Origin of the sequence: Desulfovibrio porci (assembly GCF_009696265.1) — a bacterium.
Classification (GTDB): Bacteria; Desulfobacterota; Desulfovibrionia; order Desulfovibrionales; family Desulfovibrionaceae; genus Desulfovibrio; species Desulfovibrio porci.
Genome location: NZ_VUMH01000017.1, coordinates 1 through 15,298, shown reverse-complemented (window position 1 = coordinate 15,298; position 15,298 = coordinate 1). Strand labels below are relative to the sequence as shown.

Sequence of the window (15,298 nt, the reverse complement as noted above, 5' to 3'; positions counted from 1 at the left end):
GGTCAGCTCCGGATGAAAGCGTGGTGCGTCTCCATGAAGGTGTTCACCACAAGGATTGAAAACAGACAGAGAAGAAAAATGAAAACAGCCAATTGTGCCGGTTTGCGGCCTTTCCAGCCGTTCGCCAGCCGGTTGTGGAAGAGCACGGCGAACAGCAGCCAGACCACAATGCTGATGACTTCCTTGGGGTCGCCGGTGACCGTGGCGCCGAACACGGGTTTGGCCCAGATCAACCCGGCCACGATACCCAGCGTGTAGAGCGGAAAAGCCGTCAGGGTGGTGAAGGCATTGATTCTATCCAGCATGGAAAGGGCGGGCATGTCCTGCCAGAAGCCTTTCATGCGCTGCTTGCTCTTGATCCGTCCTTCCAGAAAAAGAAAAAGCGCGCCCGCCGCAAACGAGAGGGTCAGCAAGCCCAGGCTCAGGAACAACGCGCCGATGTGCAGGGCGTAGAAGGGCGCTTTGAGCGAGGGCGGCACCTGTACCAGAGCGCTGAGATAGGGGGCGGACATGGCGAAAAGCATCAAAGCCAGCGGCGCGGCGAACAGCAGGGCCGCCTCCTGCCGCAGCTTGAGCCACACGGCCAGGCCGCAGAGCAGCACGAACCAGGCCAGCATTTGCAGATACGCGCCCAGGCTCAGGCCGCCGGGCAGGGCTTTGTGAAAGCCCAGCGCCAGCATCAGGGTCTGGCAGGCAAAACCCGCCAGGGCCAGCCAGCAGCCCATACGGCGCCAGAGCGGGCTGCGCATTGTCATCCCCGCCAGTCCGGCCACGCTGGCCAGGGCATACAAACTCAATGTCATCAGCGTTGAGGCTTCAGGCGAGATCATCAAGCAACTCCGCTATGTGAACGTGCAAAACCGAGGGCAGCTCCGCCAGAAGCCACTGGCGGCAACTCTCAAGATCGCCCTCGGCCAGCCAGGACTGCAGGGGCGACGCCGCCAATGAGCGGAACAGTTGTGTATTCTGCCCTGTCTCGGCGTGCAAGGCAAGAACCAGGGGACGCAGGCGGCCCATCAGCCGGGCCATGCGGGCGCGAGGGGCCAGCCAGTCCTCCAGTTCGCGCCGCCAGCGCCGGGCCAGAGCTGGACTGGCTCCGCCGGTGGACAAGGCCGCCGCGAGTCCGTCCCGCCGGGTCACGGCGGGCACGCTGAACGCGCCCAGCTCGGGCGCGCTGGCGCAATTGCACAAGACGCCCGCCTCACGGCACAGAGCGGCGATACGGGCGTTTTCCTCGGCGCTGCCGGTGGCCGCGAAAACCAGGGCGCGGTCCCGCACGTCAGCGGGGGCGCAGGAGCGGCATTCAAAACAAACGCGCGGATCCGCGAGCAGCGCGGCGGCCTCGGCGGGTAAATCCTCCGCCCGCAACGTATCCAGCGCCAGCACCGAGGCCGGACCACAGGCCAGCAAACCGGCCAGCTTGCGTCGGCCAACGCCTCCCAGGCCCGCTACCAGACAGCGGCGTCCTTCCAGCGAAAGGAAGAGGGGATATAAGGGGGGGCGCAGCGCGGCGGATGACATCTGTTTCGACTTTTGTTGCAAGGTTGGACGCGGCGGGTGCGTCGGCTTTCAGCCTACAGGACCGGGCCTGTTTTTGCAAAGGCCTTTGCTTGCCTCAGGCGGGTGAATGGGCTAAATCCAGATTGGTACAGTAGATTTCAAGGACAGGTGATGGCGGCATTTCTGGTCTTACAGGCGGCCCGCTTCGGCGATCTGGTGCAGAGCAAGCGCCTGATCCGGACATTGCAGGAGCGGGGCCGGGTGCACTTGGGCGTGGACGTTGGCCTTGCGGCTCTGGCGCGCCTGCTCTATCCCGGCGCGGAGGTCCACGGACTGCGCCTGCACGGTCAGCCGGGGGCCGCCGCTCTGGCTGAAAACAGAGCTGTCTTCCGCCAATGGCGGGAGATGGACTTCCAGGCCGTCTACAACTGCAATTTTTCCCCTGTCACCGCTGCCGTCTGCCGCCTGTTCGAGCCGGAGATCGTCATGGGCTACCGCCCCGCGCGAACCCCGCAGGGCGGTATCACGCGTTCGGCCTGGGCGCGGCTGACTTTCCGTCTGAGCGAGAGGCGGGTTTTCTCTCCGCTGAATCTGGTGGATTTCTGGGGACATTTCGCCTCGTCGCCGCTGGCGGCGGAACGGGTCAATCCATCGGCCCGGCCCGGCGGCCAGGGCTTGGGCGTGGTGCTGGCGGGGCGTGAATCCCGCCGTTCCCTGCCCCTGCCTTTGCTGGCCTCAATACTGCAAACACTTTTCGGCCTGTTGGACGGCCCCAAGGTGCGCTTGCTGGGTTCCGGGGCGGAGCAGCCCGTCGCGCACAAACTGCAACGTCTTTTGCCCGCCAAAGTTCAGGGAAAGGTTGAAGATCTCAGCGGCAAAACGGACTGGCCCGGCTTGATTCACGCGGTGGAGGGCCTTGACGCGCTGCTCACGCCGGACACGGGCATCATGCATCTGGCCGCCCATCTGGGCGTGCCGGTGCTGGCTTTTTTTCTTTCCTCGGCCTGGTGCCATGAAACCGGCCCGTATGGCCGGGGGCACGCGGTCTGGCAGGCTTCGCGCTCCTGCGCGCCCTGTCTGGAATCCGCTCCCTGTCCTCATCGGGTCGCCTGCCTGGAAGCCCTGCAAGGCAAGGAACTGCTGCGCTCATTGGCGTCGGCCGTGCGGCCCGAAGCGCGGATCAGGGCCGAATTGCCGGACGGTCTGCAATTCTGGCGCAGCGATCTGGACGCCCTGGGCGGCGTGCTTCGCCTGGACGGCGGCCGCGATGCCCACGCCCCGCAACGGGCTTTTACACGCGCGCTGCTGGCGGAATTTCTGCATCTGCCGGAAAACGGCGAGGCGGACGCCGCCGGACGGACGGGATCGCCGGAACCGACTGATCCGGCGGAACAGGCCGCCTTGCGCGAATGGTTGTGTCATGACGCGGATTGGATGCTGCCGCCCGGGAGGTATTGCTGATGCCCGCCACGCCCCTGCGTATTCTGGTGATTCTGCCCATGTACGGCGGTTCGCTGCCCATAGGCCGATATTGCGCCGCGGCCCTGCGCGCGTTGGGGCATACGGTGCGGCTTTTTGAAGCCCCCATGCTCTATCCGGCCTTTACCGGCCTCAAGGGACTGGGGCTGACGCCCGCGCAGACCATACCGTTGGAAAACGCCTTTTTCCAGGTGGTGTCTCAGGCTGTCTGGGCCCATGTCCAGTCGCTGGAGCCTCACCTTGTGCTGGCGCTGGCCCAGGCTCCCATGAGCCGGAGCCTCCTGCAGCGCTTGCGGCGCGCCGGGGTGCGCACGGCCATGTGGTTTGTGGAGGACTACCGGATATTCAGCTACTGGCGGACCTACGCGCCGTTGTATGACGCATTCGCGGTCATCCAGAAAGAGCCCTTTCTGTCGGAACTGGCTCAAATCGGCCAGACACGCGCTCTGTATCTGCCCTTGGCGGCCCTGCCGGAATTTCACAAAGCCCTGGAACTGAGTCCGACCGAGCAAAAGGAATACGGATCGGACATTGCCTTTCTGGGCGCGGGCTATCCCAACCGGCGTCTGGCCTTTCGGCCTCTGGCCGGACGGGATTTCAAGATATGGGGTTCGGACTGGGAAGGCGAGAGCCTGCTGAGCGGGAACATTCAGCGTCAGGGGGCGCGCATCAGCGAAGAGGAAAGCGTCAAAATCTACAATGCCGCCAAGGTGAATCTCAATCTGCACTCCAGTTTGCAGAGGGGGGATCTGGTCAGCCACGGGGATTTCGTCAATCCGCGCACCTTTGAACTGGCCGCCATGGGGGCCTTTCAACTGGTGGACCAGCGCGGTTTGCTGGGTGAGCTTTTCGCGCCTGATGAACTGGCTACCTTCACATCCATGAATGAATTTTACGCCGGGATCGACTATTTTCTGGCCCATCCCGAGGAACGCGAGGCCTTCGCCCGGCGTGCCCGGGAACGCACGTTGCGCGACCACACCTATGAGCGGCGCATGGCCGCCTTGCTGAACTACCTGGAGACGGAACTGGGGTCCTGGCCGCACAAGGACGAGGCCGCGCGGGACGCGCCGCCGGAGCTTGATCCGCAGTTGCGGGAAGAGCTGGCGCAGCTGACGCAAAAGCTGGGATTGGGGCCGCACGCCTCGTTTGACGACGTGCTGGCCCATTTGCGGGAACAGAGTGGCGCGCTGAGCGAACTGGAAACCAGTCTGCTTTTTCTGGACGAATGGCGCGGCCAGTATCTGAAAAAATAATTCCGGCAGAGCGTGGGACGGCCGCCCCTATATGCTCGTGGCCTCCAAATAGTAGGGCAGCATGAAGCCCACGGCGATGAGCAGCGCGGCCAGCAGGGTCAGCTTGTGGCGCAGGGCGATGGCGCTGCGGCGCACCATGGTCCAGAGCAGCACGGGAATCAGCCAGAGCAGCAGGCGTGAGCTTTCGACAATGGCGTCCTGCGCGCTGAAAACGCCGTCCTGCCAGTGCAGCCAGATTTGCAGGCCGCTGGAAACGAGCAGCAGCAGCCAGAGCAGGCACCAGGCGTTGCGGGCCCAGCCCGCGCACCAGGGAATCATGGTATTGTAGTGGTCCCGGCCGAAATCGTCGTGCTTGCGCCGCAGGAGCAGCCAGAGCGCGCCGAACGCGGCGGGCATGGCCAGGATCAGCGGCAGGGTGTAGCAGAGGGCGCTCCAGAGCGGCGCGCTCCAGGCGGCGGGAAAGATATCGGCAAGCGTCATGGCGGCCGCGTCGGGATGGGCGAAGGCGGCGAGAAAACGCGCGGCGGCCAGTGTGGCCACAACGGCCACGCAGCCTTGCACGCCGCTGAGCATGCCCAGGGTCACGTGCAGGACGGGCATGTTCTTCAATGCTTTCCAGAGCGTGTAGTAGAGGCTGCTGATCAGCACGGCCAAGCTCAGCAGTATCCAGCTCATCTCCACCAGAAAGCTGGGCAGGGAATCGGGCGTGTAGCCGGCCTGGGTAAAGAAAATCCAGACCCGTCCGCCGATCAGCAGCAGCCAGCCCAGAATCAGGCCGAGCAGGGCAAGCTGGCGGGCGCACTTGTCGTATGAGGAACGCCGGCGCGTGAGGGACAGGATGCGGGCCGTGCCGGACATGAAGCCCATACCGGCGAAGGCCAGCAACGCGGCCAGCGGGATAGTCACGCTGATGATATCAAGACCCGTCTGCAACAGCGGATTGACGAGCAGAAATTCATGGATGGCGTTCATAGCGCGCCGCCTTGTGTCTGAGAAAGGGCCGGATCGGGCGTGTTCATGCTGACTCCTTGCAATCTTGCGCTGTCCGGGGAGCATGCGCTATGCTCACCGGGCGTTGTACAGGCCTGTACTTGCCTGAAAAACGCGGCAGCCGCAAGACTTCTTGAAATGTAAAGCGGCTTGGGGCAGAAAAAGGGCGGGAGAACGGTATGAAAAAAGTTTTTGTGATTCCGGCGACCTGCCTTGTTCTGGCGGTCGGCGGCTGCGCGTCCACCGGACAGATGCGGAAGGTGGAAGCCACCGCCGAGACAAATCAGCGGGTTCTGCGCGAAACGGACCAGCGCCTGCGCAATCTGGAAAACAGCGTGACCGCGCTGAACAGCCAGGTAGCGCTGCTTAACAACCGCGTCTATGAAGTGCGCACCCGCAACGGCCATAAAACCGGAATGACCGTTGTGCCCATCATCCCCCCGCAACCCGCGCCGACGGCAGTTCAGAGCGCGAATCAGCCGGTTCCTTCGCCTCCGGCGCAAGCCGCCGCTGCGCCGGGCAACGGCCGGGGCGGCGAGAAAATGCCGCCCGTCGCACAAGGCGCTCCGGCGGTGGCTTCGGCCAAAATGATTGATCCCGCCGCGCCGCCCGCGTCTTTTCCCGTGGGCACGCCCGCTTCCAACGCAGAAAAAAGCAAGGAAAAACCCGCTGGTCCCTCCGGCCAGGTGGGGCGTCCCGAAACCGTGGCCGGACCTTCCGGCCAGTTGACGGCCGCCGCTCCCGCCACGGGCGGTCTGGCCCTGCCACCCGCCGACATTCCGTCAGCTTCGGCGGCCAACCCTGTTCCGGCGGCGTCTTCCGGCGACAAGGGCGTTGTTGAATCGACGCCGTCCGGCACCGCATCCGTGCCGGTGCCCGCGCTGCCGCCTTCCGGCCTGGCCTTGCCGCCGGAACACCCCGGCTTGCCGCCCGTGGGCGCTCCCGCAACTCCAGCCACTTCGACTACGCCGTCGGCAAATGCCGCGCCTGCTCCGGCGGCAACGCAAAATCAGTCCGCCGCCCCCTCCAGGCCCGTTGCGGGAACCAAGGGAGAGGAATCCGCATACAAGGCGGCCCTCAAAGTTGCGCTTTCAGGACGGTCCGCTGAGGGCGTCAGTCGCTTTAGAGAGTTTTTGCAGCAGTATCCGCAGGGCCGTTACGCGGCCAACGCAGAATACTGGATCGGCGAATGTTTCTACGCCCAGGGCAACTACAAGGAGGCGCTGACGCATTTTCAGGCCGTCAATGCCTCCTATCCGCGTCATCATAAGAATGCCGACGCCCTGCTCAAGGCCGGGATGTGCTTGAGCCGTCTGGGCGACAAGCCGGGCGCGGCCCAGAAATACAAAACCTTGCTGGCCGATTTCCCCAATTCCGAGGCGGCGCGTCTGGCCCGTTCGCGGGGGCTGGCCCGCTGACTATGCGGACAGGGGAAAACATGCCCGCCGGAGCAGACGTTACTTCAGCCGCACCGAAAACGGACGGCATCCCCACATGGGCGGACATGGATGAGGCCGCCCGCACGGAATACTGGGCCGCTCTGGCCCTGCGGCACTGCCGTGGGCTGGGAGCACGCTCCTGCGCCCGTCTGTTGCGCGCCTTCGGTTCCGCCTATCAGGCCTTGCAGGCCCGGCAGCACTGGTCTGATGCCGGTTTGAACCGGCGTCAGGCTGCGGAAATGTCCACCGGTTCCTGGAGGGTCACCGCGCGGACGGAATGGGATCAGGCCCGCCGTCTGAATGCGGGGATTCTGCTCTGGACAAGCCCTTGTTATCCTCAACGTCTGCGCGAACTGTCCGATGCTCCTGTACTGCTGTACTGCCGGGGCGATCTTTCTCTGCTGCATTCGCCTGCCTTCGCTATCGTGGGGTCACGCCGGGCCACGAACCAGGGGCTGGCCGTGGCCGCCTATATGGCGCGCTGCCTCGCAGCCTGCGGCATTGCCGTTGTTTCCGGCATGGCTCAGGGCATCGACAGAGTGGCGCACGAGGCCGCGTTGGCCCGCGTGGGGCGCAGCATCGGCGTTCTGGGCACGGGCATCGACCAGATTTACCCCCGTTCCGGGGAAAAGCTTTTCCACGCCATGGCGGAGCGAGGCCTGCTGCTTTCGGAATTTCCGCCCGGCGCGCCGCCACTGGCAGAACATTTTCCCATCCGCAACCGGATCATCAGCGGCCTTGCCTTGGGTGTCCTCGTGGTGGAGGCGGCCAGCCGTTCCGGCAGCCTGATCACCGCCCGTCTGGCCCTGGAGCAGAATCGCGATGTCTACGCCGTGCCCGGCCCCGCTTTGGATTCCCATTGTCTGGGCTGTCAGGAACTGGTGCGCCAGGGCGCGCGTCCCGTGTTCAGCGCCGAGGATGTGTTGCGCGATCTGGCCGAACAGTTGCGGCCTTTCGGCATCAGTGAGGCCAGTCTGCCGGAGGCGGAAAAAGCCTTGAGCCTGCCTGTGCCGACGACGCGGGAAGAACAAGCGGAACAGCCAAAAGTTTCCGGGCAATGCCTTAAGGAAAATTCCGCCGTATTGCCGCTCCCCGCCGAACGTGCGTGCGCCGAAGCCGAATCCCTGGCCCCGGCTGATCGCAGGGAGCGATTGTTGCATTGCCTGCGCGCGCAGGGGCCCATGCAGGCCGACGCTCTGGCGTCCGCGCTGGATATGCCGGTGTATGAGCTCAACGCCCTGCTCATCGGCCTGGAAATGCTGGCGCAGGTCAGGCGTCTGCCCGGCGCGCGGTATGAGGTTCCGGCATGAGCGGCGGCAGGAAAGGGGATGCGCCCAAAGTGAGAGAGACGGAACAGCCGGGCATCGCGCGTGGCGCAAGCGGCGCGGACAACATAAGTAACGCGGGTAAAGCGGATAAGGCCGGGCTGTTGATCGGCGCTTTTCTGGCTTGGCTGGCGGTGCAGAAAGGAGCCTCGGAAGCCACCCAAAAGGCCTACGGCACGGATCTGGCCCAACTGGCCGCCTTTTTGCGTGAACAGGGCGTTGATCTGGCACGGCCGCGCGAGGTGAGCCGCAGGCATATTCAAGCCTTTTTGGCCTGGCTCTTCCGTCGGGGCGAGGCGAAAAGTTCCATGGCCCGCAAGTTGGCCGCCGTGCGTTCTTTTTTCCGTTTTCTGCTGCGCGGCGGCAGGATCAGCGAAAACGTGGCGGCGCAGGTGCGCAACCCACGCCAGGAAAAACACCACCCGCGCGCTCTCAATGTGGATGAAACCTTTGCCCTGCTGGACGCGCCCAAAGCCGCGCCGCCGTCCGAGGCCCACGCCGCGCGCCTGCTCTGCCGGGATCTGGCCCTGGCCGAACTGCTGTACGGTTCGGGGCTGCGCATTTCCGAAGCCCTGGGGCTGGATCTGGATGACGTGCAGGTGCATTCACGGGTGCTGCGGGTCATGGGCAAAGGTTCGCGCGAACGCCTGGCTCCGCTGTCCGACACCTCCTGTGCGGCCTTGTCCGCCTGGCTGGATGAGCGTTCCTATGTGGCCTTGCCCGAGGAACAGGCGCTCTTTGTGGGCGCGCGCGGCGCGCGGCTGAACCGGCGCGAGGCGGCCCGGATTATAGCCGGGCTCTGCCGCCGGGCCGGTCTGGATTTTACGGTGTCGCCGCACAGTCTTCGTCACTCCTTCGCCACTCACTTGCTGGCCGCGGGAGCGGACCTGCGCAGCGTACAGGAATTGCTGGGCCACCGGCGGCTGACCACCACCCAGCGCTATACCCAGGTCAGCCTGGAGCATCTGATCCGCGCCTATGATCAGGCCCATCCGCGCTCCGGAAAAAAGTAAAAAAATCACAAGAGATTTTTTTCCGTATTTTTTTCAGGCGATTCCGGCCTCAGTGCGGTTTTCACCCTGGCGGGGCCGGGAAATTTACGGTAAAGGCCTTGGCATGGTCCGGACTTTGTGCTAAAGAGTACAAAGCGGTGCATCTGGGGCCGCATCATACAAAAGAACCTACCGGAAGGAGAGACTGTCATGTCCGCATTAGTTCTTGGTCACATGAATCCCGATACCGACAGCATCGTTGCCGCCATCGCCGCCGCTGATCTGTACAGCAAACGCGGTTTTGACGTCACCCCGGCCGCCCAGGGCGCGCCGACCCCTGAAACCGAATTCGTGCTGAAAAAGTTCGGTCTCAGCGCTCCTCAGGTCGTCAGCGATGTGGCCGGGAAGAGCCTGTATCTGGTGGACTACTCCGATCTGGCCCAGGCCCCTCAGGGCATGGATTCCGCCACGGTGCTGGGCATCGTTGACCACCACAAGCTGGGCGACGTGACCACCTCCTCCCCGCTGGAAGCCTGGATCTGGCCCGTGGGCTGCACCGGCACCGTGCTCAAGAACATGTATGACTTCTACGGCGTGGAGATCCCCAAGAACATCGCCGGCGGCCTGCTCTGCGCCATTCTTTCCGACACGGTCATCTTCAAATCCCCGACCTGTACTGAAGCCGACAAAAAAGCCGTGGAAGCCCTGGCGAAAATCGCCGGTGTGAGCGATGTGACGGCGTTGGGCATGGAAATGTTCAAGGTCAAGAGTGCTGTGGAAGGCACTTCCATGCACGATCTGGTCTTCCGCGATTACAAAGATTTCGACATGAACGGCAACAAGGTGGGCATCGGCCAGCTGGAAGTGGTGGACCTTTCCATTCTGGACAAGGTCAAGGCCGGTCTGCAGGATGAAATCGCCAAGGTGAAGGGCGAAGGCCGTCACAGCGTGTTCCTGCTGCTCACGGACATCATGAAGGAAGGTTCGGAAATGCTGATCGTTTCCGACGATCCCGGCGTGGTGGAAAAAGCCTTTGGCGTGAAGGCCGAAGGCAGTTCCGTGTGGTTGCCCGGCGTCATGAGCCGCAAAAAGCAGGTTGTGCCCAATTTTGAAAAAGCCTTCAAGTAAGCTGATCTGTTGAGAACGCAAAAACCCCGGCATCATGCCGGGGTTTTTGCGTTCTGGCGCGAGATGCGGGGCAAGGCGTCAGGATTTTCGCCTGCCGTACAATAACAGCCCGATGAAGGCCAGCGTTTGTCCCACAGCCAGGGTGAGGTCCCTGTCCACCGCGGCCGCGGCCAGCACAAGGCCCGCGCCCGCCGCCAGCCACAGGCGGCGATGCAGAAAAAGCGCCACCGCCTGCAACAGCAGGCCGCCCAGAAAAAGCGCGGGGAAGAGCCAGAGCGGCAGAGGATCGGTCAGCAAAATCGTTGCGGCCCGGCTTGCCTCTTCCCCGGCCGGCCCGGCGGACTGAGCCGCGTCCTGAATGGTGTGCGCAATGCGCATAATGGGACTTGCATCCATTGCAGCAGCTTATGCGCAAAATTTTGTCTGGGCAATCGGCCGCCGCGCCATTGTCAGATCGCGGGGAATGCCTATATTTTGCCAATACGCATATTTTCAGCAGGAGCACTTGATGAGCACCTTGACACCCCGTGAGATCGTGGCGGAACTGGACAAATTCGTGGTGGGCCAGGAACAGGCCAAGCGCATGGTGGCCGTGGCCGTGCGCAACCGCTGGCGGCGGCAACACCTTTCGCCGGAGCTGCGTGACGAAGTGGCCCCCAAGAACATCATTATGATGGGTCCCACCGGCGTGGGAAAAACTGAAATCGCCCGCCGTCTGGCCAAGCTGTCCGGCGCGCCCTTCATCAAGGTGGAGGCCACCAAGTTCACGGAGGTGGGCTATGTGGGCCGCGATGTGGAGTCCATGGTGCGCGACCTTATGGAAATCGGCATCAATCTCGTGCGAGAGGAGGAAAACGCCCGTGTGCGCAAGGCCGCAGAGGCCGCAGCCGAGTCGCGTCTGATGGACTTGTTGCTGCCCCATTCCTTTGGTCAGGAAGAGCGCAACTCCACGCGTGAAAAGCTGCTTCAGCAGTTCCGCCTGGGCTTTCTTGACCAGCGGGAAGTGGAAATGGAAGTGACCGAACAGGGGGGTCAGGGCATCGACATTTTCGCCATCCCCGGCATGGAGCAGATGGGCGGCCAAGTCAAGGACATGTTCAGCAAAGCCTTCCCGCCGCGCCGCAGCCGCCGCAAGATGAAAATCCGCGACGCCTTCAATGTGCTGGTGCAGGAGGAGTCGGGCAAACTGGTGGATCAGGAGGCTCTGACCGAGCGGGCCAAGGAGCGGGTGGAGCAGAGCGGCATCATCTTTATTGACGAGATCGACAAGATCGCCAGCAGTTCGCAGAACCGCACCTCGGACATTTCCCGCGAAGGCGTGCAGCGGGATCTGCTGCCCATTGTGGAAGGCAGCTCGGTGAATACCAAGTACGGCATGGTCCGCACGGACCATATTCTGTTCATCGCCGCAGGCGCGTTCCACTTCAGCAAGCCCTCGGATATGATTCCCGAATTGCAGGGGCGCTTCCCCCTGCGGGTGGAATTGCAGCCCCTGGGCAAGGAGGAATTTCTGCGTATCCTCACCGAACCGGACAACGCCCTGACCAAGCAGTATGAAGCCTTGCTGGGCACGGAGCAGATACGCCTCAGCTTCACCAGGGATGGCCTGGAGGAAGTGGCGGCTTTTGCCGAGGACACCAATTCCCGCACGGAAAATATCGGCGCGCGCCGTCTGTATACCATCATGGAAAAAATCCTGGCCGACATTTCCTTTGACGCGCCGGACATGCCCGGCGCGCAGATCGTCGTCAACAGGGAGTACGTCTGCGAACATTTGCAGGATGTGCGCAAGGATCAGGATCTGAGTCAGTATATTCTGTAGCGGCGGCGCGGTCAGGTGTTCAGGCGGCAGCCACTATCCCGTTTTCAACCATAACCCGGCCCTCAACAGGCCGGGTTTTTCTGTGCCTGTCCGGGAAATGGCGGTGTCTGGACTTGGCGTCGGCGAACGGATAGAGTATTGCGCGACATGCGCCGTTCGCCTCCGGAACAGCCCAACGCCGGAAAAGAAAAAGGGTTTACGGCGTAAACCGTAAACCCGTATTTTCTCTGGTGGGCCATCAGGGACTCGAACCCCGAACCAACTGATTAAGAGTCAGCTGCTCTACCAATTGAGCTAATGACCCGTGGCGTGAAAAAGAGTTTACGCGTATGTGCCCTGTTTGTCAAACATTTTTGCAAAATTTTTGCAAAAAGCGGGTGCTGGCTTTGAATGATAAACTAATATATAAAAAAATCATCATGTTATACAAAAAATTTATACTGATCTGCGTGCTGTGCCTGGCTGTCGCGGCAGGAAGCTTTTCTTTGTCCGCTGTCCGGGCCTGGGCTGAGGATGTGCCCGTACAGCTGGACTTCGCCCGTGACGGCGACAACATTGTCGCGGCCGTGCGCCTGAGCCTCCCCCCGGACTATCATGCCTATGCGCATGAAGCGGGGGACGCCGGTCGGCCCACAGTGCTGGATTTCGCCCTGGAGGGCGGACAGATGCTGCCGGTCTGGTATCCCGCCGGGGCCATGCAGCGCGATTTTTATGACCCTGAGGCCACGGTCTTCGTCTATGAAGGCGAGGTGGTGCTGTTCACGGCCCTGCCGGAGCAGGCTGCGGGCAAACCCTTTACCGCGGCTCTGAGCCTGCTGCTTTGCTCCAACCGCAATTGTCTGCCCGTCAATCAGAGTTTTACCGGCGTGGTGCCGGAAGCTCCCTCCCCGGTGGGGCAGACCCCTTGGTCCGGGCAGTGGCGCAAGCTGCAAAATACGCAACCCGTCTTGGCTGGCGTACAGGAAGCCCCCGCCGCCTCTCCGCTTACGCTTTCCAAGGAGGCAGGGCGTCTGGCCCCGTCATTGGGCGCGCCCGCGTCCGGCGCTCAGACGGGCGTCCCCACCGCTCGGCTCGCCGGTCAGGGACGAAGCGGGATTCTGCCGCCGCCGGAGGAATTTGAGGTACAACTGACCCCGCGCTATGCCGATGCCTCACTGGAAATTTCCAGTCTGGGCAAGGCGCTGCTGGTGGGCATTCTGGCCGGGCTGCTGCTCAACGCCATGCCCTGCGTGCTGCCGGTGCTCACCTTCAAGATCAGCGGTCTGCTGCTGATGGGCGGCAGCGACGGCAAAAATAACCTCCGGCGTTTCCGCGAACACAATCTCTGTTTCGCGGGCGGCGTTATGACCCTGTTCACCGGCCTTGCGCTTGTGCTGGGTCTGGCGGACCTGATGTGGGGGCAGCTCTACCAGAATCAGGGCGTTTTGCTGGTCATGCTGTTGATTGTCTTTCTCATGGGCCTGTCCATGCTGGGGGTCTTCACCTTGCCGGTGATTGACCTGAAGCCCGGCGAAAACACCAAGAATCCCCGATTACAATCTTACCTGACCGGGCTTGTTTCCACCTTTCTGGCCACGCCGTGCAGCGGGCCGCTGCTGGGCGGCGTGCTGGGCTGGGCATTCACCCAGCCCCTGCTGATCCTTATGGTGGTGTTCTGGGCAGTGGGGCTGGGTATGGCCCTGCCGTACCTGCTGTTCTGCATCTGGCCGGATATGGCGCGGATTTTGCCCCGGCCCGGGCCTTGGATGCACGTCTTTGAACGCGTGGTGGGCTTCTTTCTGCTGGGCACGGCGCTCTATCTGCTCTCCATCCTGCCGGTGGAAAAACACATGCATGTCCTCAGTGTGCTGCTGCTGGTTTCGCTGTGCGCCTGGCTCTGGGGGCGGTTCTGCGACATCTCCGCCCCGCTGTTGCGCCGCAGGGTGGCAGGCGTCGCGGGTTGCGTGCTCTTGCTGGCGGCCATTGTCTGGGTGCTGCGTCCCGTGGCGCCGCTGCCGCAGTGGCGCGACTTCAGTCCGGAGTATTTCACGGCTCAGCTGGGCAAGAAGCCCATGCTGCTGGAATTCACCGCCGACTGGTGCCCCAACTGCAAATTTATGGAAGCCACGGTGCTCACCGACGAACGCCTGCGCGCCTGGCAGGCCCGCTACGGCATGGACCTCGTGCGCGTGGATCTGACCAATGCCAATGCCTACGCCGTGCGTCTGCTGGAAGCCCTGGGCAGTAAAAGCATTCCGCTGACGGCGCTGTTCCCGGCGGGCGACAATGCCTCCTCGCCCCTGGTGCTGCGTGATGTCTACGGCGTGCAGAGCCTGACAAAAGCCATGAATGAAGTCTTTGCGGGCGGTTAATCCTCCCGGACGGGGGCAAGCGGGATGCGGCTGGACTGCCGCGCCGCATTTTTTTACATTCTGCCCTAGTGAGCTTTACGGAAGTGACGATAAGGCATAATGTGCAATAAATAAGTCTGTCCGGACATGACTCGCAGGCCGTGCGGCACCTCTTGCCGTCGCCGGGCCGGAGAGCGGGCGCAGAGGAGCAGAGCGTCGTGCTGTTCCGGTGGGGTTGTTAACCAGCTTGACGATACTTGCGACAAGGGAGCGGATATGGATCCAAGTCAGAAAAAACAGGATGATGAACTCCTGCAGCTGGTGACGTTCAGCATCGGTGAAGAGGAATTCGGGGTAAATATCCTGAAGGTGCAGGAAATCATCCGCACCATGGAGATTACCAAGGTTCCCCGCGCGCCGGAATTTGTGGAAGGCGTCATCAATCTGCGCGGCAAGGTGATCCCGATCATTGATCTGCGGCGTCGTTTCGGCCTTGTGCCCAAGGCTCATGATAAAAACACCCGCATCATCGTGATTGAGATCAACAATATTATTGTGGGTTTTGTGGTGGACGCCGTTTCGGAGGTTCTGCGCATACCCGCCAGCACGGTGGAACCGCCGCCGCCCGTCGTGGCCGGAGTGGATTCCGATTATATCAGCGGCGTCGGCAAATTGCAGGACCGTCTGCTGATCATGTTGGATCTGGACAAGCTGCTTTCCAGCGAAGACATGGACATGCTGAGCACCATGTAACAACATTTACCGTGCGCCGCTTTTTGCTGTGCGCGCATGATAAGACAGGCGGACAGACTTCGGGTCTGTCCGCCTGTCGCGTGTTGGCGCGGCGGATTCCGCCAGGGAGGGATATGCGCATTGAAAAAATCACAGAGCGCAAAAAACGCTTTCTAGATGTAATGTTCCAATAGGTTGTTCACCCTGCCTCAAGCCGGTAAAGCTGGAGTTGACAGACAACAGTAAACCGAGCCGAGGACAGGGTGAACAGCCATAAGAATGCCAAATTGACTGCACGCGGTCGA

Annotated in this window: 13 protein-coding genes and 1 tRNA gene; 9 read left to right on the top strand and 5 right to left on the bottom strand. The window is 62.4% G+C overall.

From position 1 onward, the window contains the following. Positions 1-2: 2 nt before the first annotated feature. A complete protein-coding gene (gene ccsA, locus FYJ44_RS12990; RefSeq protein WP_154512849.1) occupies positions 3-830 on the bottom strand; it encodes a cytochrome c biogenesis protein CcsA in 828 nt (275 codons plus the stop codon). After that, a complete protein-coding gene (locus tag FYJ44_RS12985) occupies positions 817-1,521 on the bottom strand; it encodes a precorrin-2 dehydrogenase/sirohydrochlorin ferrochelatase family protein (RefSeq protein ID WP_154512847.1) in 705 nt (234 codons plus the stop codon). Before FYJ44_RS12985 ends, ccsA begins: the two co-directional genes overlap by 14 nt. Before the next feature lie 150 nt (positions 1,522-1,671). Here FYJ44_RS12985 and FYJ44_RS12980 point away from each other — a divergent pair, with 150 nt between their 5' ends. Together FYJ44_RS12980 and FYJ44_RS12975 are read left to right on the top strand one after the other, a co-directional pair. Continuing rightward, the gene (locus FYJ44_RS12980; RefSeq protein ID WP_154512845.1) at positions 1,672-2,961 is read left to right on the top strand and encodes a glycosyltransferase family 9 protein; all 1,290 of its coding nucleotides are present in this window, start codon (positions 1,672-1,674) and stop codon (positions 2,959-2,961) included. Then, positions 2,961-4,235 (top strand): CgeB family protein, encoded by a 1,275-nt coding sequence (locus FYJ44_RS12975; protein WP_154512843.1) that lies wholly within the window; start codon positions 2,961-2,963, stop codon positions 4,233-4,235. The genes FYJ44_RS12980 and FYJ44_RS12975 overlap by 1 nt, the downstream gene beginning before the upstream one ends. Before the next feature lie 27 nt (positions 4,236-4,262). On the opposite strand, the gene FYJ44_RS12970 is transcribed toward FYJ44_RS12975, so the two are convergent. After that, positions 4,263-5,207 (bottom strand): hypothetical protein, encoded by a 945-nt coding sequence (locus FYJ44_RS12970; RefSeq protein ID WP_154512841.1) that lies wholly within the window; start codon positions 5,205-5,207, stop codon positions 4,263-4,265. A gap of 197 nt (positions 5,208-5,404) precedes the next feature. On the opposite strand from FYJ44_RS12970, the gene ybgF reads away from it, so the two are divergent. From ybgF to FYJ44_RS12950, 4 genes are all read left to right on the top strand, one after another. Continuing rightward, positions 5,405-6,643: a tol-pal system protein YbgF gene (ybgF, locus tag FYJ44_RS12965; RefSeq protein ID WP_154512839.1), complete on the top strand. Its 1,239-nt coding sequence runs from the start codon at positions 5,405-5,407 to the stop codon at positions 6,641-6,643. Positions 6,644-6,663: 20 nt separating this feature from the next. Beyond that, a complete protein-coding gene (gene dprA, locus FYJ44_RS12960) occupies positions 6,664-7,974 on the top strand; it encodes a DNA-processing protein DprA (protein WP_154512836.1) in 1,311 nt (436 codons plus the stop codon). Continuing rightward, positions 7,971-9,002, top strand: coding sequence for a tyrosine recombinase XerC (locus FYJ44_RS12955; protein WP_154512833.1), 1,032 nt, complete (start codon positions 7,971-7,973; stop codon positions 9,000-9,002). The genes dprA and FYJ44_RS12955 overlap by 4 nt, the downstream gene beginning before the upstream one ends. Positions 9,003-9,191: 189 nt before the next feature. After that, complete coding sequence (locus tag FYJ44_RS12950) at positions 9,192-10,109, top strand: manganese-dependent inorganic pyrophosphatase (RefSeq protein ID WP_154512830.1); 918 nt, start codon at positions 9,192-9,194, stop codon at positions 10,107-10,109. 78 nt (positions 10,110-10,187) lie between these two features. Here FYJ44_RS12950 and FYJ44_RS12945 read toward each other — a convergent pair whose 3' ends face one another. Beyond that, positions 10,188-10,487 carry a hypothetical protein gene (locus FYJ44_RS12945; RefSeq protein WP_229772708.1) on the bottom strand — a complete coding sequence of 100 codons (300 nt, stop codon included), beginning with the start codon at positions 10,485-10,487 and terminating at the stop codon, positions 10,188-10,190. A gap of 130 nt (positions 10,488-10,617) precedes the next feature. On the opposite strand from FYJ44_RS12945, the gene hslU reads away from it, so the two are divergent. Next, positions 10,618-11,931 (top strand): ATP-dependent protease ATPase subunit HslU, encoded by a 1,314-nt coding sequence (gene hslU / locus FYJ44_RS12940; RefSeq protein WP_154512824.1) that lies wholly within the window; start codon positions 10,618-10,620, stop codon positions 11,929-11,931. Positions 11,932-12,159: 228 nt separating this feature from the next. Here the strand turns inward: hslU and FYJ44_RS12935 are convergent. Next, positions 12,160-12,235: transfer RNA gene (locus tag FYJ44_RS12935), tRNA-Lys, on the bottom strand. A 181-nt stretch (positions 12,236-12,416) separates the two neighbouring features. Between FYJ44_RS12935 and FYJ44_RS12930 the strand changes: the two genes are divergently transcribed. Further along, a complete protein-coding gene (locus tag FYJ44_RS12930) occupies positions 12,417-14,282 on the top strand; it encodes a protein-disulfide reductase DsbD family protein (RefSeq protein WP_229772707.1) in 1,866 nt (621 codons plus the stop codon). A 255-nt stretch (positions 14,283-14,537) separates the two neighbouring features. Next, entirely contained in the window at positions 14,538-15,014 is a 477-nt protein-coding gene (locus FYJ44_RS12925; RefSeq protein WP_154512818.1) for a chemotaxis protein CheW, read from the top strand. The last annotated feature ends 284 nt before the right edge of the window (positions 15,015-15,298 follow it).